21 protein-coding genes are annotated in these 22,918 nt (G+C 74.9%); 11 read left to right on the forward strand and 10 right to left on the reverse strand.

What is annotated here, in order from left to right; translation table 11 throughout:
* Positions 1-103 precede the first annotated feature (103 nt).
* The 3 genes from AES38_RS09365 to AES38_RS09375 all read left to right on the forward strand — a co-directional run bounded on the left by AES38_RS09365 (position 104) and on the right by AES38_RS09375 (position 2,084).
* Entirely contained in the window at positions 104-943 is an 840-nt protein-coding gene (locus AES38_RS09365; protein ID WP_072174631.1) for an SGNH/GDSL hydrolase family protein, read from the forward strand.
* Complete coding sequence (locus AES38_RS09370; RefSeq protein WP_053774735.1) at positions 940-1,632, forward strand: NAD(P)H-hydrate epimerase; 693 nt, start codon at positions 940-942, stop codon at positions 1,630-1,632. The genes AES38_RS09365 and AES38_RS09370 overlap by 4 nt, the downstream gene beginning before the upstream one ends.
* Positions 1,633-1,787: 155 nt before the next feature.
* Complete coding sequence (locus AES38_RS09375; protein WP_053774736.1) at positions 1,788-2,084, forward strand: hypothetical protein; 297 nt, start codon at positions 1,788-1,790, stop codon at positions 2,082-2,084.
* A gap of 91 nt (positions 2,085-2,175) precedes the next feature.
* On the opposite strand, the gene AES38_RS09380 is transcribed toward AES38_RS09375, so the two are convergent.
* The 4 genes from AES38_RS09380 to AES38_RS09395 form a co-directional block, all read right to left on the reverse strand.
* Positions 2,176-3,204, reverse strand: a complete 1,029-nt coding sequence (locus tag AES38_RS09380) for an NADPH:quinone reductase (RefSeq protein WP_053774737.1) — start codon at positions 3,202-3,204, stop codon at positions 2,176-2,178.
* Between the two features lie 40 nt (positions 3,205-3,244).
* Positions 3,245-4,813 carry an amidohydrolase gene (locus AES38_RS09385; protein WP_053774738.1) on the reverse strand — a complete coding sequence of 523 codons (1,569 nt, stop codon included), beginning with the start codon at positions 4,811-4,813 and terminating at the stop codon, positions 3,245-3,247.
* On the reverse strand, positions 4,810-5,478 hold the full coding sequence (locus AES38_RS09390; protein WP_053774739.1) for an FMN-binding negative transcriptional regulator: 669 nt from the start codon (positions 5,476-5,478) through the stop codon (positions 4,810-4,812). Before AES38_RS09390 ends, AES38_RS09385 begins: the two co-directional genes overlap by 4 nt.
* A 124-nt stretch (positions 5,479-5,602) precedes the next feature.
* A complete protein-coding gene (locus tag AES38_RS09395; RefSeq protein WP_053774740.1) occupies positions 5,603-7,318 on the reverse strand; it encodes an AMP-binding protein in 1,716 nt (571 codons plus the stop codon).
* Positions 7,319-7,442: 124 nt separating this feature from the next.
* Between AES38_RS09395 and AES38_RS09400 the strand changes: the two genes are divergently transcribed.
* Positions 7,443-8,279, forward strand: coding sequence for an alpha/beta fold hydrolase (locus AES38_RS09400; protein ID WP_053774741.1), 837 nt, complete (start codon positions 7,443-7,445; stop codon positions 8,277-8,279).
* A 40-nt stretch (positions 8,280-8,319) separates the two neighbouring features.
* Here the strand turns inward: AES38_RS09400 and AES38_RS09405 are convergent, their stop codons facing one another.
* On the reverse strand, positions 8,320-8,667 hold the full coding sequence (locus tag AES38_RS09405) for a LysR family transcriptional regulator (protein WP_053774742.1): 348 nt from the start codon (positions 8,665-8,667) through the stop codon (positions 8,320-8,322).
* Between the two features lie 118 nt (positions 8,668-8,785).
* Here AES38_RS09405 and AES38_RS09410 point away from each other — a divergent pair, with 118 nt between their 5' ends.
* From AES38_RS09410 to AES38_RS09425, 4 genes are all read left to right on the forward strand, one after another.
* Complete coding sequence (locus AES38_RS09410) at positions 8,786-9,406, forward strand: (deoxy)nucleoside triphosphate pyrophosphohydrolase (RefSeq protein ID WP_053774743.1); 621 nt, start codon at positions 8,786-8,788, stop codon at positions 9,404-9,406.
* A 186-nt stretch (positions 9,407-9,592) separates the two neighbouring features.
* Positions 9,593-10,498: a dienelactone hydrolase family protein gene (locus AES38_RS09415; protein WP_053774744.1), complete on the forward strand. Its 906-nt coding sequence runs from the start codon at positions 9,593-9,595 to the stop codon at positions 10,496-10,498.
* Positions 10,499-10,745: 247 nt separating this feature from the next.
* Positions 10,746-12,185 carry a threonine/serine exporter family protein gene (locus AES38_RS09420; protein ID WP_244629149.1) on the forward strand — a complete coding sequence of 480 codons (1,440 nt, stop codon included), beginning with the start codon at positions 10,746-10,748 and terminating at the stop codon, positions 12,183-12,185.
* Between the two features lie 110 nt (positions 12,186-12,295).
* Positions 12,296-13,531 carry an amidohydrolase gene (locus AES38_RS09425; RefSeq protein ID WP_053774746.1) on the forward strand — a complete coding sequence of 412 codons (1,236 nt, stop codon included), beginning with the start codon at positions 12,296-12,298 and terminating at the stop codon, positions 13,529-13,531.
* Positions 13,532-13,604: 73 nt separating this feature from the next.
* On the opposite strand, the gene AES38_RS09430 is transcribed toward AES38_RS09425, so the two are convergent.
* Complete coding sequence (locus AES38_RS09430; RefSeq protein ID WP_053774747.1) at positions 13,605-14,096, reverse strand: DoxX family protein; 492 nt, start codon at positions 14,094-14,096, stop codon at positions 13,605-13,607.
* Between the two features lie 133 nt (positions 14,097-14,229).
* Here AES38_RS09430 and AES38_RS09435 point away from each other — a divergent pair, with 133 nt between their 5' ends.
* A complete protein-coding gene (locus tag AES38_RS09435; protein WP_053774748.1) occupies positions 14,230-15,231 on the forward strand; it encodes a trypsin-like serine peptidase in 1,002 nt (333 codons plus the stop codon).
* Between the two features lie 75 nt (positions 15,232-15,306).
* Here the strand turns inward: AES38_RS09435 and AES38_RS09440 are convergent, their stop codons facing one another.
* From AES38_RS09440 to AES38_RS09455, 4 genes are all read right to left on the reverse strand, one after another.
* Positions 15,307-16,440 carry a hypothetical protein gene (locus AES38_RS09440; RefSeq protein ID WP_053774749.1) on the reverse strand — a complete coding sequence of 378 codons (1,134 nt, stop codon included), beginning with the start codon at positions 16,438-16,440 and terminating at the stop codon, positions 15,307-15,309.
* Complete coding sequence (locus tag AES38_RS09445; RefSeq protein ID WP_053774750.1) at positions 16,437-17,600, reverse strand: hypothetical protein; 1,164 nt, start codon at positions 17,598-17,600, stop codon at positions 16,437-16,439. The genes AES38_RS09440 and AES38_RS09445 overlap by 4 nt, the downstream gene beginning before the upstream one ends.
* Before the next feature lie 135 nt (positions 17,601-17,735).
* Positions 17,736-18,974 (reverse strand): acyl-CoA dehydrogenase family protein, encoded by a 1,239-nt coding sequence (locus tag AES38_RS09450; protein ID WP_053774751.1) that lies wholly within the window; start codon positions 18,972-18,974, stop codon positions 17,736-17,738.
* On the reverse strand, positions 18,971-20,341 hold the full coding sequence (locus AES38_RS09455; RefSeq protein ID WP_053774752.1) for an LLM class flavin-dependent oxidoreductase: 1,371 nt from the start codon (positions 20,339-20,341) through the stop codon (positions 18,971-18,973). Before AES38_RS09455 ends, AES38_RS09450 begins: the two co-directional genes overlap by 4 nt.
* A gap of 267 nt (positions 20,342-20,608) precedes the next feature.
* Here AES38_RS09455 and AES38_RS09460 point away from each other — a divergent pair, with 267 nt between their 5' ends.
* The gene (locus AES38_RS09460) at positions 20,609-21,589 is read left to right on the forward strand and encodes a trypsin-like serine peptidase (RefSeq protein WP_053774753.1); all 981 of its coding nucleotides are present in this window, start codon (positions 20,609-20,611) and stop codon (positions 21,587-21,589) included.
* Positions 21,590-21,632: 43 nt separating this feature from the next.
* On the forward strand, positions 21,633-22,670 hold the full coding sequence (locus tag AES38_RS09465; RefSeq protein WP_053774754.1) for a trypsin-like serine peptidase: 1,038 nt from the start codon (positions 21,633-21,635) through the stop codon (positions 22,668-22,670).
* Positions 22,671-22,918 lie beyond the last annotated feature (248 nt).

The raw sequence follows: 22,918 nt of genomic DNA on the forward strand, positions 1-22,918 counted from the left end.
GCGGCGCGTAGACGTGGGGGCGGTTGGTGGAGGGCGTCGCCCGCGCGGGATATCCTGCGAACGTCCCCGCTCGGGGGCATCGCGACGGATGGGACGGGCTGCGATGACCGGCGCTCCGCCCCCCTCCGCCGACGCGGGTCGCGCCGCCGACCCGGATCGCGCCGCCGACCAGGGTCGCGCCGCCGACGCGCGCACCCGACGGGACGGATCGTCCGGCGCCTCGGGGCTGTCCGCGGGCCCGCTCGCGTCGCTCCGGTCCGCCACGCTCGGGCGGCTGCAGTACCGCGTGCTCTACCGCGAGATGCGCCGCGCGACGTTCCCCCGCGACTCCCCCACCGGGTCGCTGCCGGGCCCGGATCCCTACGGCCTCGCGGTCGTGGGCGAGGGCACGGCCGTCGGCTACCAGACCGTGTCGCACGACCTGGGCGTCGCCGGCCAGGTGGCGCACAAGCTCGCCGTGCGCACCGGCCGCGGCGTGTTCTGGTCCGTCCAGTCGTTCCCCGACTTCACCGTGCGCTCCTGGCGCGCGGGCCTCGACGCGTTCCCGGCCTGGGCGAGCACCGACGTCGCGGTGCTCGCGCTCGGCATCGGCGACGCCATCCGCTTCACGCCCACGCCGCTCTGGGAGTCGCTGCTCCGCGCGTGCATCGTCGAGATGCAGGCGCGGATGCCCGCGGGCGCCCTCGTGCTCGTGACGGAGGTCCCGCCGCTGGAGGTCTCGCCCGTCACGCCGGCGCTCATCGCCGGCCCGGTCGGCCGCCACGCCGACACCCTGAACCGCAGCACGCGCCGCGTGACGGAGGGCATCGACCGCGCCGCCAGCGTGCCGTTCCCGGCCTGGCGGATCCCCGAGTTCACGGCGCCGGACCCGGAGGACACCCTCTACGGGCGCGTCTACCGCGCGTGGGCGGAGCTCCTGGTCGACCGGATCGCGCCCGCGTGACGGCTCCCGGTTCCCTCGCCGACGGCTACGCGGCCGACGACATCCGCGCCGCCGAGGCGCCGCTGCTCGCGGCCGGGGCGCAGCTGATGCGGGTCGCCGCCGCCGGGCTCGCGCGCGCCTGCCGGACGGAGGCGCCCGCGGGCGCGGTGCTCGTGCTCGTCGGCGCGGGGAACAACGGCGGCGACGCCCTGCTCGCCGCCGCCGAGCTCGCCCGCGAGGGTCGCGAGGTGCGCGTCATCCGCACGGCGTCGCGCGTCCACGAGGGCGGCGCGGCCCGGGCCGCCGAGGCGGGCGTCCGCATCACCGCGTCGGACGACCTCGACGACGACGCGGTGGCGGCGCTCGGCCGCGCGTCCGCGCTCGTCGTCGACGGGATCCTCGGCATCGGCACGACCGCGAGCCCGGCCCTCCGCGGCGAGGCGCGGCGCGTGGTCGCCGCCCTGCTGCCGGTGGTGGCCGCCGACCACGGGCCGCGGGTCGTGGCGTGCGACATCCCGAGCGGCGTCGGCTGGGACGACGGCGCGGTCCCGGATCCGACCGTGCTGCCCGCCGACGTCACCGTCACGTTCGGCGCGGGCAAGGCCGGCCTCCTGCTCGGCCCCGGGCGCGCGCTCGCGGGCCGCGTGGTGCTCGTCGACGTGGGCCTCGACCTCTCCTCCACGTCCCCGCTGGTCCGCGCCGACGCCTGACGACGCGCCCGGGACGTCCCGTGTCCTCGATAGCGCCGACTTCATCCGACGCTCTCGCCGCGTCAGGGTGGATGCAGGCCGACCGGCCCGTCGAAGGGGGACGACACCATGCACGTGCACGCCAGGACTCGCCACGCACCACCTCGGGGGACGGCATGACCGCCCCGCTCGCGCTCGCCGTCGTGAACGCGGCGATCATGGCGGGCGTCGCGCTCGCGGGGGCGCGGACGCCGCGTTGGCTGCACGTGTCGTCGTGGCTGCTGCTCGCCTGGTCGCTCGTGGTGCTGGCGCTGCACCTCGTCGCCGAGGCGTGGGGCATCCCGTCGAACGCGCTCGCGATCGCGTTCCTCGTCTCCACCTGCCTGAACGCGAGCGCGCTGGCCCCGGTGATCATGCAGGGGCTCCTCGCGCGGCCGCCGCGCTCGCGCCGCCGGGTGACCCGCACGGAGTAGCGCGCCGGGGTCGCACGGTCCGGACGCGCGGATGGCCGCATCGCACGAGGCGATGCGGCCATCCGCATGTCGGGCCGGGTGCGGCCCGGGATCAGGCGGGCGTCACGTCGATGAGCACCTTGCCGGTCACGCCGTCCTCGACCGCCTGGTGGGCGTCCGCCGTGGCCTCGAGCGCGAAGCGGGTGATCGGCAGGCCCGCCTCCTCGCCGACGGGCAGGGCGCCGTCGATGAGCGCCAGGTGGATGTCCGCGCGAGCGGCGTCGAGCGCCTCCTGGCCCACCGTGTAGAGCAGCAGGAACTGGTAGCGCAGGTTCTTCACGAAGCTGTCGACGACGGGCAGCGTGACGGTGTCGCCGCCGTTGTTCGCGTACACCGCGACGGACGCGCGGTTCTTCGCCACCGCCTGGTTGAGCTCGGCGTTCTGCGCGGGCGCGACCTCCACGACCAGGTCGACGCCGTCGGGCGCGATGGACCGGATCTCCGCCACCGCGTCGCCGTGCTTGTAGTCCACGACGTGCTGCGCGCCGGCGGCCGTCGCGAGGGCGCCCTTCTCCGGCGAGCTGACCGTGGTGATCACGGTGGCGCCGGCCCAGCGCGCGAGCTGGATGGCCGCGTGGCCGACCGCGCCCGCGCCGCCGGCGACGAGCACGTGCTTCCCGGCGAGGGCGCCGGGCGCGAGGCGCGACGGGCCGTCCTCGGAGACGGTGAGGGCGCGGTGCGCGGTGACGGCCGGCACGCCGAGGCTCGCGCCGAGGTCGAAGGAGAGGCCGTCGGGCAGGGGCGCGACGCGGGCGACGGGCAGGACCGTCTTCTCCTGCGCGGTGCCGGTGGGGCGGCCGTGGGCGGCCAGCATGATCCAGACGCGGTCGCCGACGGCGAGGTCGGTGACGTCGGGGCCGACGGCGTCGATGACGCCCGCGCCGTCCTGGTTCGGGACGACCTCGGGGAACGGGAGCTCCTGGCCGGGCGATCCGCCGTCGCGCGACTTCCAGTCGGTGGGGTTCACGCCGGAGACGACGACGCGGACGCGCACCTCACCGGGGCCGGGGGCGGCCTCGTCGCGGTCGACGGGCTGCAGGACGTCGGGGGAACCGGTGCGGGTGTAGGTGATCGCTCTCATGCTGGGCTCAACGCCCCGGGCCGGTGCGGTGTTCCTGCCGTCAGCCCCCGAGCGTGTCGTGCGTGAACCGGCCGCCGAGGAGGGTGGCGGAGACGCGCATCGCCCGGAGGTCGTCGGGTGTCGTCGTGTCGGCGAGCGGATCCGCGTCCACGATCGCGAGGTCGGCCCGCTCCCCCGGCGCCACGCGCGTGCGCACGGAGGCGTCGAGCGCGGCGGCCCGGTCGATGGCCTGCTCGGGGTGCCACGGCTCGCGGCCGTCGCGGGCGCGGCCGACGGCGGCGGACATGGTGGCCCACGGATCCAGCGGCGCGACGGGCGCGTCGGAGCCGAGCGCGAGGCGCGTGCCCGCGGCGCGGAGGTCGGCGAGGGCGAAGGCGCGGCCCGTGCGGCCGGCCCAGTAGACGTCGGCGACGTCGCGGTCGTCCATCGCGTGCTCGGGCTGCACGCTCGCGACGACGCCGAGCGCGGCGAACCGGGCGACGTCCTCGCGCGTGAGCAGCTGGGCGTGCTCGATGGATCCCGCGATGCCGTCCGCGTCGCGGTGCGCGCCCCGGGTCTCCCGCTCGAGGGCGGCGAACGCGTCGAGGGCGAGCCGGTTGGCGTGGTCGCCGATGGCGTGGATCGCGGGTCGCAGCCCCTGGCGCACGGCCCGCGACATCAGCCCGCGCAGCTCCTCCGGCGGCACCGAGAGCGTGCCGCACGCGCCGCCGTGCGCTCCGCCGCCCTGGCCGTCGACGTCGGGGTACGGGTCGAAGCAGTACGCGGTGCGGGTGTTGAGGGATCCGTCGGTGACGACCTTCGCGGGCCCCACGCGCACGAGGCCGCCGGTGCCGTCGAGCAGGTCGCCGGTCCGGAGGCCCTCGGCGCGCGCCCGGTCGAGGTGCTGCGGCCAGACGCCGCACTCCACCCGGAGCGCGTCGTGGCCGAGGGCGGCGAGCCGGCGCCAGCGCTCGGGGTTCCAGTCGATCTCGAGGTCGACCACGCCGACGACCCCGCGGCGGGCGGCGTCGCGCGCGACCCGCACGGCCCGCGCGTCGAGCGACGACGCGTCGCCCTCCTCCACGCGGTACATGAAGTCGAAGCAGTCGTCCTCGCGCAGGAGGCCGGTGGGGTGGTCGCCGTAGCCGTGCGGCGCGAGGGCCGCGGAGCTCGCCCAGCAGCAGTGCAGGTCGCCGCTGACGAGGAGCACCGGGGTGTCGCCCGCGACCGCGTCGAGGAGGTCCTTCGTGGGGAGGTCGGGCCAGAGGCCGTCGCGGAAGCCGTAGCCGACGAGCGCCTCGGGAGCGCCGGCGGCGTCGCGGGTCACGGTGCCGGAGGAGGCGGCCTCGCGCGCCCGGAGCGCGTCCCGCACGAGCGCGACCGCCTCCGCGGCGGACGCGACGCGGGAGAGGTCGAGACGGCGCGACACCTTGGTCCACTGCGTGAAGTGCACGTGGTTGTCCCAGAGTCCCGGGATGACGTACCGGCCGTCGAGGGCGCGCGTCTCGGCGCCGGCGGCGTCGGCGGATCCCGCGGGCCCGACGGACGCGATCGCCCCGTCGCGCACGAGCACGTCGACGGGCGCGGCGGATCCGGGCAGGCGTCCGCCCGCGAGCAGCAGCGCGGTCACTCGGGTCCGCCGGCGGTCGTGGTGTCCGCGCGCGCCGCTGCCCGCCGCATCTCCGCGGCGAGCGCCGCGTTCGGGTACTCCGCGCCGTGCTCCAGCGCGTCGAGCACGCGCTCGACGACGTGCGGCGGCTTGTTCTGGCTGAGCTTCGCCTTGGCGACGAAGTGCGTCACGACGAGCCGGAGGCCCACGGTGCCCGCGCTGATCCGGGCGGCGTACGCCGCGTCGGCCGCCGTGCCCTCCATGCGACGCGGCTCCGGCATGCGGTCCTCGAAGCGGTCCACCAGCTGCCCGAGCACGCGCAGGTTCTCCTCGGGGCCCAGGATCTCGACCCGGCAGGTCAGGTGCGCGCTGATGTGGTTCCAGGTGGGCACGGCCGGATCGGCGTCGTACCAGCCGGGCGAGACGTAGCCGTGCGGGCCCTGCACGATGACGAGCACCTCGCCGTCGGCGCCGTCGCGCTGGCCGAGCTCGTGGATCCGCTCGTCCGGGCGGCCGACGTGGGTGAGGAGCACGAGGCCGTCGCGGTCGGGATCCAGCAGCACCGGGTAGTGCGAGGCGACGAGCCCCGCGCCCGTGCCGCTCACGATCGTGGCCCACGGGTTCTCGTCGACGAGGCGGCGGATCTCGCCCTCGTCCTCGAGCGCGAACGACGGGTTCTCCCTCACCGGGCGGCCCGCCGCGGCTCGAGGGCGGACGGGGACGCGAGGGGCATGACGGGATGCTACCGGCCGCCGGGCCCGCATCCGGTCCGCGCCGGGCGGGTCGCCGACGCGGCCCTGACGGCGTGCGTCAGCGGGCCCGCAAGCCCGGGAACTGGTCGTCCCGCCACTCCCCGTCGAGCCGCTCGCCGGCGTCCGCCGCCGCCACTTCGCGCTGGCGCAGCTCGACCCGGCGGATCTTCCCCGACGCGGTCTTCGGCAGCTCGCCGAACTCCACCCGCCGCACGCGCATGAACGCGGGGCAGCGCTCGCGCGCGTGCCTGAGCACGGCGAGCGCGGTGCCCTCGTCGGGCTCCCACCCGGCGGCGAGGTGCACGTACGCCTTCGCGACGTTGAGCCGCACGGGATCCGGCGCGCCCACGACCGCGGCCTCCGCGACCGCGGGGTGCTCGATCAGCACGCTCTCGACCTCGAACGGCGAGATCTTGTAGTCCGAGGACTTGAAGATGTCGTCGGTGCGGCCGACGAAGGTGATGGATCCGTCGGCGTCGCGCCGCGCGACGTCGCCCGTGTGGAAGAACCCGTCCCGCAGGGACTCCGCCGTGCGCGCCTCGTCGCCGAGGTAGCCGGCCATCAGGTTCACGGGCCGGGTGGTGAGGTCGAGGCAGATCTCGCCCTCGTCGGCGGGCTCGCCGGTCACGGGATCCACGAGCACGAGGTCGACGCCCGGCAGCGCGGTGCCCATCGACCCCGGCACGACGGCGTCGCCGGGCGCGTTCGCGACGATGGCGGTGGTCTCCGTCTGGCCGTAGCCGTCGCGGATCACGAGCCCCCACCACTCCTCGATGCGCGCGATGACCTCGGGGTTGAGCGGCTCGCCCGCGGACATGATCTCGCGCAGCCTCCCCGGCCGCTCCCGGATCCCGGCCTGGATGAGCATGCGCCACACGGTCGGCGGCGCGCAGAACGTGGTGACCTCCGCGCGGGCGAGCTGCTCCACGAGCACGTGAGCGTCGAACCGCGCGTAGTCGTGCACGAAGACGGTGGCCTCGGCGATCCACGGGGCGAAGAAGCAGCTCCACGCGTGCTTGCCCCAGCCGGGCGAGCTGATGGCGAGGTGCACGTCGCCCGGCTGGAGGCCCAGCCAGTAGGTGGTCGTCAGATGCCCGACCGGGTACGACGTGTGGGTGTGCACGACCATCTTCGGCTTGCTCGTGGTGCCCGAGGTGAAGTAGACGAGCGCGGGATCCGTGGACGCGACCTCGACGCCCACCCGGTCGGCGGGCGCGTGGTCGGCGTCGCGGTAGTCGGTCCAGCCGTCCGCCGCGGGTGCGTCGTCGGTCGCGCCGATCGCGATGCGCAGGAAGCCGCCCGGCACCTCGTCGAGCACGTCCGTGTGCGCGGCGTCGGCGATCACGGCGCGCACGCCCGCGCGCTCCACCCGGTCGGCGAGGTCCGCGGATCCGAGCACGGTCGAGGTGGGCAGGATCACGGCGCCCGCCTTCATGATCGCGAGCATCGTCTCCCACAGCTCCACCCGGTTGCCCAGCATGAGCATCACGTGGTCGCCCTTCCGCACGCCGAGCCCGACGAGCCAGGTGGCGACGCGGTCGGAGCGCGTGGCCATCTCGTCGAAGGTCACGCTCCGCTCGGAGCCGTCGCCCGCCACGACCCGCAGCGCGACGCGGTCGTTCCCCCGGGCGATCCCATCGAACCAGTCGACGGCCCAGTTGAAGGCGTCGCCGACGTCCGGCCACCGGAAGCGCTCCACCGCAGATGTCCGGTCGGTGCGCATCTCCTGGAGGAGGTCACGGGCGGCGCGGTAGGAGGAGTTGGCTGGGGTCATGGGTCCATCCTGCTGCCCGCGCCGCGGTGTCGGGCACAGGGGATCCGGAGACCGCACCGCACGACCGTCGGCTCCGAAGCATTTCTGTAGTGCACGAACTCATCACTGAGGGAAGGACGACCGCATGACCGAGATCACCGCCCACCACGGGCTCCTGAAGGACACCAACCTGCACGTCGACGACACCGGGGGCTCCGGCCGACCCGTGGTCCTCATCCACGGCTGGCCGCTCTCCGGCGAGTCCTGGAAGAAGCAGGTCCCCGCGTTCGAGGCCGCCGGCTACCGGGTCATCACGTACGACCGCCGCGGCTTCGGCCGCAGCGACAAGCCGCTCACGGGCTACGACTACGACACGTTCGCGTCGGACCTCGACGCCGTGCTCACCGAGCTCGACCTCCGCGACGTGACCCTCGTCGGGTTCTCGATGGGCGGCGGCGAGATCGCCCGCTACATCGGCACCCGCGGCGAGGAGCGCCTGCACAGCGTCGTCTTCGCGTCCGCCGTGCCGCCGTACCTGGAGAAGACCGACGACAACCCCGACGGCCCGCTCACCAAGGACGCCGCCGCGGAGATGACCGCCGGCCTCACCAAGGACGAGGACTCCTTCTACGACGAGTTCACGACCGGCTTCTACTCCGCGAACGGCGTCCTCAAGGTCACCGAGGCGGAGCGCCAGGAGGCGATCGCGCTCGCGCACCAGTCGAAGAAGCACGCGGCGCTCGCGTCGATGGCCGCGTTCGCGACCACGGACTTCCGCGACGACCTCACGAAGGTCACCGTGCCGACGCTCGTCATCCACGGCGACAGCGACGCGACCGTGCCGTTCGAGGGGTCCGGCGAGCGCACGCACCGCGCCATCGCGGGCTCCGAGCTGCACGTCGTGAAGGACGCCCCGCACGGCGTCACGGTCAGCCACCCCGAGGAGTGGAACCAGGCCGTGCTGGAGTTCCTGAAGAAGTAGGACCCACCACCACGCCGCGGGGGCGCTGATCCGATCCGGGTCAGCGCCCCTGCGTGCGCTTGTACGGCTTCGGCTGGCCCTTGACCACGGGCGCGCGGCCCTGGCCCTTGGAGGCCTTCGCCTTGCCGCCGGCCGGCGGCTTCGGGGCCTCGGGCGGGGTGGACGGCTTCGCCAGCTCCTCGAGGGCCTCCTCGTACGCGAGGCGGCCGGTCTTCGTCAGGCGCGTCTCGGTGCTCTGCGGGTCGAACACGGCCTTGCCGTAGTGCTCCTCGATCGCGCGGATGGAGGAGGCGAGCTTCGCGCGCGAGATGCCGAGCTGATCCGCCGCCTTCGGCAGGTGCAGCACCTCGGCCGCGACCACGAAGTGACGCTGGTGGCTGATCTTCACGAACGGGTGCCTCTCGTCGCGGCGGATGCCGGAGGACCCACGGTACAGGGCGGGTGCGGTCGTCCCGGGCGCGGCCGGTAGCGTCGAGCCGGGCGGACGACCCGGACGGAGGCGCGGCATGGCGGGACTCGAGGTCGTGGCGGCCGTGATGGTCCAGGACGGACGCGCGCTCGCCTGCCGCCGCGCGGCCCACAAGCCGGGCCCGGGGACATGGGAGTTCCCGGGAGGCAAGGTCGAGGCCGGCGAGCGGCCCGAGGCGGCGCTCGCGCGCGAGATCCGCGAGGAGCTCGGCGTCGACGTGACGGTCGGCGCGCTCGTCGACCGCTCCGAGGTGCCCGTGGGCGACCGCGTCATCGACCTCGCCTGCTACCTGGTGGATCCCGTCGGCGCGCTGCCCACGTCGAGCACCGACCACGACGAGCTGCGCTGGGTGCCGCTCGCCGACCTCGGAGAGCTCGACTGGTCCGCGCCGGACCTGCCCGCGGTGCGCCGGCTGGTGCTCCGGGCGCAGCACCCGGATGCTGACTGGGTGATCGACGTGGCCGGTCCGCCCCCGGTCCGCGACCCCGCCCGGGAGGCGCACGCCGCGCGCCTCAGCGAGCTGTCGGCCGGGCACGTGCGCGCCGTCTCGGATCTCCGCGAGGGCGTGCGCGCCGCCCACGCCGCCGGGCTCGACGAGCACCGGATCGCGGCATCGGCGGGGCTGTCACTGGAGGACGTGCGCGCGCTCCTCGGCTGAGCCCGACCGCGGCGATCGCGTCGGACGCACGCGAGCCCGCACCGCATCGCAGGCGCCGATCATCCCCAGGTTCCGCGGCTGGGGACGACCGGACCGCATCCTGCGGCGCGTGCCCCTAACGTCCAGCAGCACCCTGCCTGCGGCGACCGCCCGGGCTCCCGCACACCACGAAGAGAGAGATGACCCATGTCCGTCATGTCCCCCCAGCTCCGCCGCCCCGCGGCCGTCGCCGCCCTCGCGCTCGTCGCGACGCTCGCGATCCCCACCGCCGCGCAGGCCTCCGCGCCCGTCCACCACCGGGCCGCCACGCACACCAGCGCCGCAGCCCACCACCACGCTCCGTTCGCTGTGCGCACCACGGTGGTCCTTCGGACGGCCGTCACGAAGTTCGGCGGCGGCGTCATCTACGCGCCCCAGGACACCGGCAAGCCCGTCCTCGGCGCCGTCGTCATCACGCCCGGCTTCACGGACACGAACGCCAACGAGAAGGAGATGGCCGAGCTCGTCGCCTCCCAGGGCTTCGTGGCCTTCGCCATCGACACGCTGACGACCGACGACCTCCCCGACCTGCGCGCCGCCCAGATGCTCGCGGCGGCCGACTACCTCACCGGCCAGAGCGCGGTGAGGTCCGAGGTCTCCCAGGACGACGTGGGCCTCATCGGCTACTCGTTCGGCGGCGGCGGCACGATGCAGGCCGCCCAGTCGCGCCCGTCCATCAAGGCCGCGATCGGGCTCATGCCGTTCGACTTCCCGCCCGCGACCGACCCGAACGCGATGTACCCGTCGTACCCGAAGATGACGACCCCGACCCTCGTCATCACCGGCCAGAAGGACGACGTCGCCGACCCGAAGGACTTCGGCAAGCCCGCGTACGACTCCATCCCCGCCGGCACGCCGAAGCAGTACCTGGAGCTGGCGGGCATCGGCCACGAGGGCGGCCAGCACGTGCCGAGCGCCACGATCCGGAACGCCGTCACGGCGTTCCTCAAGCGCTACCTCGACGGCAACAGCGCGTACGCGAAGTTCATCTGCCCGGCCCCGAAGGTCGGCGGCCCCATCAGCGCGTCGCTGAGCTCCTGCCCCAAGGGCTGACCCGTCCGCTCGACCCGCGCGGCGTCCGATCCTCCCGGGTCGGGCGCCGCGCGGGCGTGTCCCCCGAGTCCCGCCTAGTGTGGGAGCGATCCACCATCCGCCCCCGCCGCGCGCGGGCCGGCAACCGAACGGAGCGCTGATCGCGCTGAGCACCACCCCGCCTCCCGCGGATCCACGCCGCCCCCGCCGGGACCCCGGTGCCGCCCGTCCGCCGCGCCAGCGCCGCCGCCGCGTCAACCCGCAGGAGATGCGCGACGTCCGCGCGCGCCTCCGCGGCACCATCTACGAGGGCACCGAACCCGCGCACGGCCGCCTCGGCGACCTCTACTCGCCGCGCCAGATCGTCGACTTCTGCCTCGACCTCGGCGAGGTGATGCTCGCCTCCGGCGCCGACGTGCGGGCGGTCGAGATCGCCATCGTCGCCGTCAGCACGAAGTGGAACCTCGCGCCGCTCGAGCTCGACATCACGGGCACGGCCATCACCATCCAGTACGCGCCGCACGAGGGTCCCCCGCTCGTGAAGCTGCGCGTCGTCACCGCCGAGGGCAGCGACCTGCACCGGCTCTCGCTCGTGTACCAGATCGTCGACGAGCTGCTCCACGACGACCGCGACATGACGAGCGCCGTCGACGGCCTCGTCGAGGTGCTCAAGTCGCCGCCGCGCTGGCCGTCGTGGATCACCGACGCGGCCATGGGCCTCTTCGGCGTCTCCGTCTCGCTGCAGGCCGGCGGCTCCCTCGCGGGCGCGATCGGCGCGTTCCTGCTCATGATCGGCGTGATGGTGGTCGGTCGGCAGCTGTCGCGCCGCGGCATCCCGCCGTTCTTCGTCGTCGCCGTGCAGTCGGCGGCCGTCGCCGCGCTCGGCACGCTCGCGATCTGGTCGGGCGTCCTGCCGGCCGGCAGCGCCGCCGCCATGGTCGCGGCGGTGGTGGTGCTGATCCTCCCCCACGTGACGATCGTCACCTGGGCGCAGGACGCCATCTCGGGCTTCCGCGCCATGGCGCTGTCGCGGGCCATGATCATCGTGCTCATCGTCGCGGGCATCGCGGTCGGCATCCCGGGCGGCCTGGCGCTGACCGCGGGCGTGGACATCGAGGTGGATCCCACCGACATCACCCTCCGCGCGCTCCCCCTCTGGATGCTGCTCATCACCACGTTCTTCGCGGCCGGCGCCACCGGGATCACGCAGGGCGCCAACGCGCGCGTCATGCCCGTCGCCATCGGGGTCGCGCTCGTCGGCACGGTGTCGCTCTGGCTCCTCAAGGCCGCCGGCGTCCCGCTCCTGGCGGCGACGTTCCTCGTCGCGACCCTGCTGGGCGCCCTGGGGACGGTGGTCGCCGCGCGTGTCCGGGTGTCGGCCACGGCGATCGCGGTGCCCGCCTTCTGCGGATCCCTCCTCCCGTCGCTCGCGGTCGCGTCGGCGCTCCTCAACTCGATGGCCGGTACCTCGGGCGCGACGGGCGCGTTCGTCGGCGCGATGGCCACCACCCTCGCGATCGGCGCGGGCCTGGTGCTCGGCAGCCTCCTCGCGACACCGCAGGCCCGCCGTCACCTCCGCCGCCGCTCCAAGCGCGTGGTGGTGCAGTCGGTGCGGATGGACACCACGCCCATCGGGATCATCCGCGACCCGGCGCTGCTGGATCCGGCGCCCGCCCCCTCGCCCGGCGGCATGACGGACGGCGCCTGACGGCGACCGGGACGTGACCACGGCCGGCGCCGACGCCGCTGAGGGCCGGGCATAGCCTGGAGGGACCCGTCCCCACGAGGGACCCCACCCACCCGCGAGGAGGATCCCCCATGGACGTGCACCCCGGAGTCACCCTGCTGGACGACGACGTGCGGGACGCGCACGAGCTGTTCCGCTCGCTGCACGCGCACCCCGAGCTCTCGATGCAGGAGCACGCGACCGCCGCCGCGATCGAGGCGTACCTGGAGGCGATCGGCGCCGAGACGAGCCGCTGCGGCGGCACCGGCGTCGTCGGGATCCTCCGCAACGGCGACGGCCCGGTCGTCGCGTTCCGGGCCGACACCGACGGCCTCCCCATCCTCGAGGAGACCGGCCTCGCGCATGCTAGCCGCGACACGGGCATCGACCCGTCGGGCACGGAGGTGCCGACGATGCACGGCTGCGGCCACGACTTCCACGTGGCCGCCGCGCTCACCACCGCGCAGGCGCTCGCCGCCAACCGCGACGCGTGGGCCGGCACGGTCGTGTTCGTCTTCCAGCCCGGCGAGGAGACCGGCGAGGGCGCCCGCGCGATGCTCGCCGACGGCCTCTGGGAGCGCGCTCCCCGCCCCGAGGTGATCCTCGGCCAGCACGTCTTCCCGCTCCCCGTCGGCGTGGTCGCCACGCGCGAGGGGGCCTTCATGAGCATGTCCGACTCGTGGCGGGTGACCGTCAAGGGCCGCGGCGCGCACGGCTCGCAGCCGCACAACTCCATCGACCCGATCGTCGCGGCCAGCGCCATCGTGCTGCGCCTGCAGACCGTGGTCGCCCGGGAGATCGACCCGCAGGCCGCGGCCGTCGTGACCGTCGGCACGTTCCAGGCGGGCACGAAGGAGAACATCATCCCCGAGCACGCGGTGCTCGGCCTCAGCATCCGGACCTTCGACCCGGCCGTGCGCGACCGCGTGCTCCCGGCGGTGCGGCGGATCATCCTGGCCGAGGCCGCCGCGAGCGGGGCGCCCGAGCCGGAGATCGAGGAGATCATCTCGTTCCCGCTGAACCGCAACGACCCGGAGGCCACGCGCGGCGTCGTCGCGGCGCTCACGGCGCAGCTCGGCGCCGACCGGGTCGTCGTGTCGCCGCCCATCATGGGCAGCGAGGACTTCGGGATCCTCGGCGAGGCGATCGGCGTGCCCACCGTGTACTGGGCCTTCGGCGGCGTCGAGCCGGAGGCGTTCGGCGGCGAGACCCCGCCGCCCGGCAACCACACCCCGCAGTTCGCGCCGACGATGGAGGGCACCATCGAGACGGGCGTCAGGGCCGCGACGGCCGCCATCCTCTCGCGCGTCGGCGTCACGCGGGCGTAGGGGGCGCCGGACACGCTGATCGCCGGGGCCGTCGTCCTCCCGGTGCTCGGCGCGATCGCCGGGTACGGCGCGGTCAGCGGCGGGCGCGCCTGTTCCGCCAGGCCGACCAGGCGCCCGTGGACCAGAGCGCCCAGATCACGAGGAGCGGCTGGAACACGAGCCGGATGGCGCGCGCCGCGTCGGTCTCCAGGCCGAACGCGGGCGTGCGCGTGACGAGCTGCGAGATGTTGCCCGGGAAGATCGCGACGAAGAACGCCGCCACCACGAGCCCGACCCACACGCGCCAGCGGCCGAGCAGCACGAGCGACAGGCCGAGCAGGATCTCCACCACGCCCGACGCGAGCACCACGAAGTCGGGATCCATCGGCAGCCAGGTCGGCACCTGCGCCTGGAACGACTGCCGTGCGACCGTGAGGTGGCCCGTGCCCGCCATGACCAGCACGACGCCGAGGAGGATCCGGGCCAGGGTGCGCGGGATCGAGCGGCGGCCGCCGTCCGGGGCGATGCGCCGATCCGCCTCCCGCTCGTCGGCGGACGTCGGGCGGGGTGCGGGGCGCGAGGTCATGCCCCCAGTCTGACCGGCCGCGGATGTGCGCGCGGCTGTTCGCCGTCCGCTCGCGGCGGCGCGCCCCGCGGTTACCGTCGGGGACCCGCCCCGCCCTCCCGGCGGGCGGTTCCCCCCGATGGAAAGGCCGTCCATGACGCATCCGCACCGCTCCGCCGCGCGCCTGATCGCCCGCGCCCTCCTGCACCGTCCGGCCCTCGGCGCCGCCGCGGGCCTCGCCGGCCTGCTCGCCCTCACGGCCGTGTCGCCGGCGGCCGCGGCGACGACCGACGACGGGACCCCAGCGCCCACGACCGTGACCCGATCCGCTGCGGACGCGGCCGACGCCGTCGCCTTCTGGACCCCGGAGCGGCTCGCGGGAGCGGCGTCCCCGGTGCTCACGCGGGCCACCGGCACGCCGGGCACCGTCGACGACGTGCCCTCCGCGGACGAGCTCACCACGTCGGCGGCCCGCGAGCAGCGCCGCGCCCGCCCCGTGATCCCGGTCGCCCAGGAGGTGGATCCGGTGCCGCACATCGGCGTGGTCGCCTACGTCGTCGACGGGAAGGAGATGAGCTGCACGGACAACGCCGTCGAGTCCGCGAACGGCCTCACGGTCGCCACCGCGGGCCACTGCGCCTTCCCGGGAAAGGACCCGTCGAAGATGGTCTTCGTGCCCGGCTACGTGAAGGGCCAGCCGTACACCGTGTGGCCGGTCACCTCGGTGACGCTGCCGGCCGGCTGGCGCGAGACGCTGGATCCGGCGCGCGACACCGCGTTCCTCACGGTCGGCAGCCCCGACGGGCGCACGCTCACCGAGGCGGTCGGCGCCTCCCCCGTGGAGTTCCACCAGCCGCGCACGCACTACACGACGGTCATCGGCTACCCCGCCGTGGGCCGGTTCACGGGTGACGCGCCCTTCCTCTGCAGCGGATTCGCGCGCGCCACGCACCTGGAGGGCCAGACCGGCCAGGAGCTCGACTGCGACATGAAGGAGGGCGCGTCCGGCGCGCCGTTCCTCGACGGGTCGGGTCCGGACGCCCGCCAGTACAGCGTGCTGTCCGGCGGACTCGACGAGGAGCCCCTCGTGGTCGCGCCCGTCTGGGACCGCGTCATCGAGGCGGCCTACCGCGTCGCCCAGTCGCGCGTCGGGTGATCCGCGTCGGGTCGCGCGCCGCGTCCGCCGAGGCGCGCGACCCGACGCCGTCCCGGCCGGAGACGTCGCGTGGCGTCAGCCGGACACCAGCACGGCGATCCAGCCCGCGACGAACAGCAGGATCGGCACGCCGAACGCGATGACGCCGCCGAGCGTCGGGGTCATCCGCAGCCGGCGCACCGACCGCGGCCGGGAGGCGCGCGCCGCGTCGGGCAGGCCCAGCGCCTCGACCACCGCGTCGAGGGCGGACGGGTCCTCGGGCCGCTCGATCGGATCCGCCCGCCAACGCTCCCACCGGTCGACCTTCGCCACGAGCGCGGTCGTCGCCTCGATCACGTCGCGCCAGCGCTCGGGGTCGCGCGTCACGACGTCGTCGAAGGAGGTGAGCAGCAGCCGGTCGCCGACGACCTCGACGTCGAGGCCGCGCACGCGGTCGATGAGCAGGGCGAGGATGTCGGGCGTGAAGAGGTAGAGGGCGTCGCGCTCGCTGCCGGCCGGGCAGTACAGCGCGTAGTGGCGGTCGAAGTCGCCCTCGAGCGCCAGGCGCTGCTCCCGCTCCGGCCGCGACATCATCGTCAGCGCGCGGCGGAGGATCCCCCGCCGGGCGATCACGCGGATGTGCGGCATCTCGTGCGCGAGCCGGATCATGGCGTAGCCGCCGAAGCGCGGCGCCCCCTCGCGCCGCCCAGCCGTGACGATCTCGTGGTTGCCGTACTCCACGCCGGGCGCCCGGGTCGGCCGCATCACGCGCGTGAGGTCGAAGTACCGGCGGGCGGATCCGAAGTGCCCGTCCGACATCGGCCCCGGAAGGTACGTCATGCCGTTCGCCTCGGCGAAGCGGACGAGCCGCAGGTGGGCGCGGTAGCCGCCGCGGCGCTCGTGCGAGCGGATCACCCAGCTGCCGAAGACGACCAGCATGATGAGGGGCACCGCGGCGATCAGGGCCTGCCACGACGCCTCGCTGGCGGCGTCGGGGGCACCCTCCTCCAGCGTCTCCGCCATGATCGACGCGAGCAGGACGACCATCAGGGCGCTCACCCCCGCGAGGGAGGTCATGAGCGCGGTGCGCGCCGTCACGCCGATCCCCTCCGCCTCCGGGTGCTCGCGCCGGAACTCCCGGCGGAAGGCGCGGAGGTCGCGTCGGCGGATGCGGTCGGTGAGCGGATCCGTGTCCAGCCGGGCCCGCGTGAGCGCGCGCCTGCGGCTCACGGCAGCGTGGTGATCAGGAAGCCGAGGCCGAGGAAGACCGCGGCGAGCGCGATGAGCAGGAGGAGCCCGAGCGTCGGCCGCATCCGCAGGCGACGACCCGCGGCCGCCACGCCGCGCCGGCGACGACCCCGGCGCCGGGCCTTCCCGGGCTCCGGCACGGCGAGCGCCTCGTCGGACGCCGTGAGCACCGACGCCTCCTCGCCCTCGAGCGACCGCAGCCGGTCGTCGCGCCAGCGCTCCCAGCGGTCGACCTTCGCCATCAGGGCGGCGGTCGCGTCGATCACGTCGCGCCAGCGGTCGGGATCCAGCGTCACCATGTCGGCCGGCGAGCGCAGCAGCAGGCGATCGCCGCGGATCTCCACGTCGAAGCCGCGCACCCGGTCGACGAGCACGGCCATGACGTCCGGCGTGAAGAGGTAGAGGGCGTCGCGCTCGTAGCCGTCGGGGCAGTAGAGCGCGGCGTGCCGGTCGAAGTCGCCCTCGAGCTCGAGGCGCTGGGAGCGCGCGACGTCGATGGTCGGCGTCAGCTCGCGGCGCAGCCGCGTGCGGTTCGAGATCACCTGGATGTGCGGGAGCTCGCGGCGCAGGCCGATCATCGCGTAGCCGCCGTACTGGGTGATGCCGTGGAAGTTCGAGCCCTGGTTCAGCTCGTGGTTGCCGAACTCGACGGGGCGGGCGGTGCGCGGCCGCATGATCCGCGTGAGGTACATGCCGCGCGCCGCGAGCTCGCCCATGTGCGCGTCGGAGAGCGGGCCGGGCGTGTAGCTCAGGCCGTTGACCCGCCCGAAGCGCGTGAGGCGGTAGTGGGCGCGGATCGTGCTGCGGCGGCGGCGGGTGCGGATCAGGTACCAGACGAAGAAGACGCCCGCACCGAACAGGGGCATCGCGAACACGGCCATGCCGAGGGAGTCGCCGCGCGTCTGGGCGTCCTCGGCGATGATCGCGGAGACGCCGCCCCCGAGGAGCAGCAGGCCGCCGAGCGGGAGGGCGAACACGGCGGCGATGCCCATGCCGATCCGGCCGAGGAGGAAAAGCGGGGACACGAGCACCGGGAACCGCGCGCGGAACTCGCGGCGGAACCGACGGAGGTCCGCGCGGTCGATGCGGCCGGTCAGCGGCGTCGTGTCCAGCTGCGGTCGGCTGGGCGCGTGCGTCGTCATGGGTCCCCTCGTCCTCGCGGCGTCGCGGCCGCCCGTCCACCGTACCGAGGGCGGGAGCGGCGACCGGGCGCGTGGACGCCCCCAGCTCGGGCGGCACGGGCGGCACGGCCAGCCCGGGCGGCGCGCCGCGGCGGCTCAGCGCGGGAACGCCGTCGCGCCCACCTTCTCGTAAGCGGCCCACGCGTCGACCGGGCCGCGGCCCGCGACCGCGAACTCGCCGATCGCGCGCGCCTTGTAGATCGCCGGGTTGTGGCTCGCGACGACGCGGGCGTTCCGCCAGTGCCGGTCCAGCGCGCGCTCGCGGAACGTGGCGGACGCTCCCCCGACCTCGAACAGCAGTGTCGCCGCGGCGGGCACCTGGTCGACCGCGTGCACCTGCGCCTGGTAGACCGCGTTCTCCGCCGCGTCGAGCGTCGGCCGGTCGAGCGCCTCGCCCGGAGGGGCGGTCGCGACGGCCGCGTCGAGGCGGGCGGCCGCCGCGAGGGTGGCGGCGCGCACCGTGAAGGCGGTCGTGGAGATCCGGCCGACGACGTCGAGCACCTGCGGGTCGTCTCTGGGGAGCGCGGCGTTCGCGTGGATGTAGGTGCGCGTGCGGCTCCGCACGTACGCGACCGCGTCGCGCTCCACCTCCTCGGCGATCCCCGCCAGCACGGCCACGAGGTGCAGCTGGTAGAAGGCCTGGATGTGGCTCAGCGGCGCCTCGCGGTAGGCCGTGACGGTGACCGGATCCACCTCCACCCCCTCGAAGGTGGTGGTGCCGCTCGCGGTGAGGGTCTGGCCGAACGCGTCCCAGTCGTCGACCGCGGTGACGCCCGGCGCGTCGGTGGGGATCGCGAGGGTCACCCGCTCGACGCCGTCGGGGGCCCGGCGGCCGGCGGCGAGGTAGATCCAGTCGGAGTAGAGCGTGCCGGTGGAGTAGTACTTGGTGCCGTCGAGGAACCAGCGGCCGTCGCGCTCGGTGAGCGTCGTGGAGATGTCGGCGAGCGTGTTGCCGGTCTGCTCGCTCGTGGCGTTGCCGACGATGGCGCCGTCGGCGACGCGGCGGATCCACTCCGCGCGCGCCGGACCGGGCGGCCGGCGCAGCACGAGCTCGACGTAGCCGAAGTGGCCGCGGAGCAGGTGGCCGACGTTCGCGTCGGCGGCCGACAGCTCGACCACGAGCTCGACGAGCTGGGCCAGGGACGCGCCGCGGCCGCCGTCGGCGACGGGCAGGCGGATCGCGCCGAAGCGGGCCGCGCGGAGGAGCGCGACGGCGTCGAAGGCCAGCTGCCGGTCGCGCTCGCGGGCGACGGCGCCCGCGCGGATCCGGTCGAACAGCGGCAGGAACTCGGCCCGCAGGTCGGCGGTCGACGTGCCGGTCGCGGCCTCCGTCACGAGAACGCGCCCCGGTACGCCGCCGCCGGGTGCGACTCGGGCAGCCGGTCGCGACCCGTGAGCTTGTGCCGGAGCGTGCCCGGCTCGTACTCGCGCTGCTGCAGGCCGCGCTCCTGGAGCACGGGCGTGACGTGGTCGACGAAGTCCTCGTAGCTGCCGGGCAGGGTCCAGTTGATGACGTTGATCCCGTCGACGCCCGCCTCCTGCCAGCCCGCGAGCACGTCGGCGATCTGCTCGGGCGTGCCCACGACGCGGCCGCGCAGCTTCGCGGAGAGCCGCGCGAGGTCGGCGATGGTCGGCTCGCGGTCGGGCGACGCCTCGCGCAGCCAGTTGAGGTGGCTCTGCCCCGCCTGCGTCTCGACCTGGCTGAGCGGGGTGGCGGGATCGAGCTGCTCACCCGTCTTCGGGTCGAAGCCGAGGTTGGAGTGCAGGAGGAACCCGTCGGCGGAGAGGTACTCGTCGATCTCCGCCTCGTTGCGCTTCGCCTCCTCCTCCGTACTGCCCGTGATGAAGGACAGGCCGAGCCAGAACGAGAGGTCGTCCGCGCGTCGGCCGGTGTCCACGGCGAGCGCCCGGGTGTCCTCGATGAGGGCGCGGGTCTTCTCCGGGGTCGACGACAGGATGAACTGCGCCTCCGCGTTCCGGGCGGCGAAGCGGCGGCCGACGGGCGAGGATCCGGCCTGGAAGAGCACGGGCGTGCGCTGCGGCGACGGCGACGACAGGTGCGGGCCGGCGACCCTGTAGCGCGGCCCCTCGTGGTCGATGCGGTGGATCCTCGACGCGTCCGAGAACACCCCGCGCTCCTTGTCGCGCTGGAGCGCGTCGTCGTCCCACGAGCCCTCCCACAGCTTGTAGACGACGTCGAGGTACTCGTCCGCCCAGGCGTACCGGGCGTCGTGGTCCTCGAGGCCGTCGTGCCCGAAGTTGCGGGCGGCGCCGTCGAGCGCGCTCGTGACGACGTTCCAGGCGATGCGCCCCTTCGTGATGTGGTCGAGCGTGGAGACCTTGCGCGCGAAGTCGAAGGGGTGCGCCTGCAGCACCGAGCTCGTGAACGCGAAGCCCAGGTGCTCGGTGCTCACGGCGAGCGCGGAGATCAGCACGGACGGGTCGTTGCTCGGGAACTGGAGGCCCTCGCGCGCGTTGACGTCGTAGGCGCCGTCGCCCGGGCCGTAGAGGCCCACCACGTCGGCGAAGAACATCGCGTCGAAGCGGCCGCGCTCGAGGGTCCTCGCGAGGTCCACCCAGAGCTCGACGTCGTCGAACTCGTGCTGCCGGGCGGACGGGTGCCGCCACAGCCCGTGCTGGATGTGGCTGGCGGTGTTCATCACGAACGCGGCGAAGCGGAGCGGGGGCCGGGCGTCGGGCATGGGGGTCCTCTCGTCGGGGTCCCAGCGTCGCACGGGTGGGGAGAAGCGGTCCGGGCGGGCGTAGCGGTCCGTCACACGCGCGCTCGCGGACGGGCTGTGCAGGACCGGCCCGGCTGGCGCACGCCCATCGCTACGGTCGGCGCGAGACCCGGCGGACGCTCGTCGGCCCGGTCCCCCTCGGCACCCCCTCGCACCGCGCACCACCGGCACCGACGCCCGTCCGCGCCGCCTCCGCCCGCCCTCCGCGGCCCCGTCCGAAGGATCACCATGCCCTCCCACCCTGCCCGCACCGCACGCCGGTCCCTCGCCACCGTCGCCGCCCTCGGCCTCACGGCCTCCCTGCTCGGCGTCGCCTCGGCGGCCTCCGCGGCCTCGGTTGACGAGCGCTCCGCTCCCGCCGGTACGACGATCCCCGCGTCCGCACCCGTCGTCGGCTTCTCCGTGTCGAGCGCCGACGCCGCGGCCGCCGTCGCCCGCTGGACGCCGGAGCGCCGCGCCGCCGCGATCGACGCGGACCGCGACCCGGACGGCGCCGCCGGATCCGCCCCCGCCGACGACGCGCTCGCCGCGTCCGCCGCCTCCACGGTACCCGTCGCGGAGCAGGTGGATCCCGTGCCGCACATGGGCCGCCTCTTCGTCCACCGCGACGGCGAGGACTTCAGCTGCAGCGCCAACGTCGTCGAGTCGGCCAACCGGTCGACCATCGCCACCGCGGGCCACTGCCTCACCGTCCGCCAGGAGTTCTCGACCGACATGGTCTTCTACCCGCGCTACGAGGAGGGCTCGCCCTCCCTCGGCGCGTTCCCCGTGGTCGGCGGCAACGTCACGACCGGGTGGTACGAGCGGAACGACGACGACCAGGCCGAGGACACGAGCTTCCTCGCCGTCGCGCACGACGACGAGGGCGACGACGTCCAGAGCGTCGCGGGCGCGTCGCCCGTCCGCTTCTTCGCGCCGGCCGCGCAGGAGGTCAGCATGTACGGCTACCCCGCCGCGGGCCGGTTCGACGGCGGCGAGCTGGAGCGCTGCGCCGGCCTGGGCCACGTGTACACGGACATGCAGATCGACCTCGGCTGCGACATGACCGGCGGCGTCTCCGGCGGCCCGATCCTCGAGGGCGACGGCCCCGACGGCGCGCAGCTCGGCAACGTGGCCGAGCGGGCCCTCGACGGGATGCACAACATCGGGCCGGTCTGGCAGGACGCGGCGCAGTCGGCCTACGAGCTCACGGCCGCGATCTCCGTGTGATCCGGCGCGGGCCCGCCGTCCGCCGGCGCCGTTCCCGCACCCCATGACGCACCACCCGGGCGCGCACACCGTGGGCGCCCCGCACCGCTCCGACACGAACCGAGAGGATCCCCATGCCCCACCGCACCGCTCCCCCGCCCGCCGACGCCTCGCCGCCGTCTCCGCCGTCTGCCTCGGCGCCGCGCTCCTGGGCGCCGCGTCGTCGGCCACCGCCGCCGAGCGCCCGGAGGCCCCCGCCTCGGTGACGCTCGACGCCTCCTCCGCCACGGTCGGCATCCACGTCTCGAGCGCGGACGCCGCCGAGGCCGTCGACTTCTGGACCCCCGAGCGCCGCGCCGCCGCCATCGACGCGGACGCCCCCGCCCCCGCGGACGGCACGTCCGACTCGGGTGCGGTCGCCCCGGACGCCGTGGCGGACTCGGCGCACGCCACGCAGATCGAGCCGATCCCGCACATGGGCCGGATCTTCTACACGCAGGCCGGCAAGGGCTACGCCTGCTCGGCCAACGTCGTCGAGTCGGCGAACCGGTCGACCATCGCCACCGCCGGCCACTGCCTCACCCAGAAGCAGGTCTTCTCCGACCACATCGTCTTCTACCCGGCCTACGACCACGGCGAGTCGCAGTACGGGGCGTGGCCGGTCATCACCGGCTACGTGCCCTCCGGCTGGTACCAGCGGAACGACGACGACCAGGGCGACGACTCGAGCTTCATGGCCGTGAAGCGCGACGACTCCGGCCAGGACGTCCAGTCGGTGGTCGGCGCCTCGCCCGTGCTCTTCGACCAGCCGGGCGCGGAGCACGCGTCCGCGTACGGCTACCCGGCCGCCGGGCGCTTCGACGGCGAGTCGCTGCAGTGGTGCTCGGGTCAGGGCGAGGCCGTGTCGGCCGAGCAGATCGCGCTCCCCTGCGACATGAACGCCGGTACCTCGGGCGGACCCATCCTCGCGGGCGACTTCACCGACTCCCCGCAGTTCGGGAACGTCGCCGAGCGGTACGAGGACGACAGCCACGTGCTCGGCCCGGTGTGGAAGGACGTGGAGCACTCGGCCTACGACCTGACGGCGGCCGTCGCGAACTGACGCGGCGGGTCCGATGCGGAGGCGGTCGGCGGGCATCGTGCTCGCCGGCCGCCTCTCGCGTGTCCGGGCGCCTCTCGCGTGTCCCGCGCGCCTCGACGACGCCCGCCGGTGTGACGCTCCGTGACGGGCCCGCGTTACGCGGCGTGACCGCGGCTCTTCCCCGGGCGGGGGATCACGGGCCACGGTGGGCGGCACCCGAGCGGATCCCCGCTCGCGCCGCTCCCCCTGCACCGCAGCCGCACCGCTGG

Source organism: Clavibacter capsici, from assembly GCF_001280205.1.
Classification (GTDB): domain Bacteria; phylum Actinomycetota; class Actinomycetes; order Actinomycetales; family Microbacteriaceae; genus Clavibacter; species Clavibacter capsici.

Coding starts and splice junctions, on each gene's coding strand:
- AES38_RS09435 (WP_053774748.1), top strand. CDS start 14,230: ATGACGCATCCGCACCGCTCCGCCGCGCGCCTGATCGCCCGCGCCCTC.
- AES38_RS09400 (WP_053774741.1), top strand. CDS start 7,443: ATGACCGAGATCACCGCCCACCACGGGCTCCTGAAGGACACCAACCTG.
- AES38_RS09460 (WP_053774753.1), top strand. CDS start 20,609: ATGCCCTCCCACCCTGCCCGCACCGCACGCCGGTCCCTCGCCACCGTC.
- AES38_RS09395 (WP_053774740.1), bottom strand. CDS start 7,318: ATGACCCCAGCCAACTCCTCCTACCGCGCCGCCCGTGACCTCCTCCAG.
- AES38_RS09410 (WP_053774743.1), top strand. CDS start 8,786: ATGGCGGGACTCGAGGTCGTGGCGGCCGTGATGGTCCAGGACGGACGC.
- AES38_RS09465 (WP_053774754.1), top strand. CDS start 21,633: ATGACGCACCACCCGGGCGCGCACACCGTGGGCGCCCCGCACCGCTCC.
- AES38_RS09380 (WP_053774737.1), bottom strand. CDS start 3,204: ATGAGAGCGATCACCTACACCCGCACCGGTTCCCCCGACGTCCTGCAG.
- AES38_RS09425 (WP_053774746.1), top strand. CDS start 12,296: ATGGACGTGCACCCCGGAGTCACCCTGCTGGACGACGACGTGCGGGAC.
- AES38_RS09365 (WP_072174631.1), top strand. CDS start 104: ATGACCGGCGCTCCGCCCCCCTCCGCCGACGCGGGTCGCGCCGCCGAC.
- AES38_RS09415 (WP_053774744.1), top strand. CDS start 9,593: ATGTCCGTCATGTCCCCCCAGCTCCGCCGCCCCGCGGCCGTCGCCGCC.
- AES38_RS09445 (WP_053774750.1), bottom strand. CDS start 17,600: ATGACGACGCACGCGCCCAGCCGACCGCAGCTGGACACGACGCCGCTG.
- AES38_RS09430 (WP_053774747.1), bottom strand. CDS start 14,096: ATGACCTCGCGCCCCGCACCCCGCCCGACGTCCGCCGACGAGCGGGAG.
- AES38_RS09420 (WP_244629149.1), top strand. CDS start 10,746: ATGCGCGACGTCCGCGCGCGCCTCCGCGGCACCATCTACGAGGGCACC.
- AES38_RS09375 (WP_053774736.1), top strand. CDS start 1,788: ATGACCGCCCCGCTCGCGCTCGCCGTCGTGAACGCGGCGATCATGGCG.
- AES38_RS09455 (WP_053774752.1), bottom strand. CDS start 20,341: ATGCCCGACGCCCGGCCCCCGCTCCGCTTCGCCGCGTTCGTGATGAAC.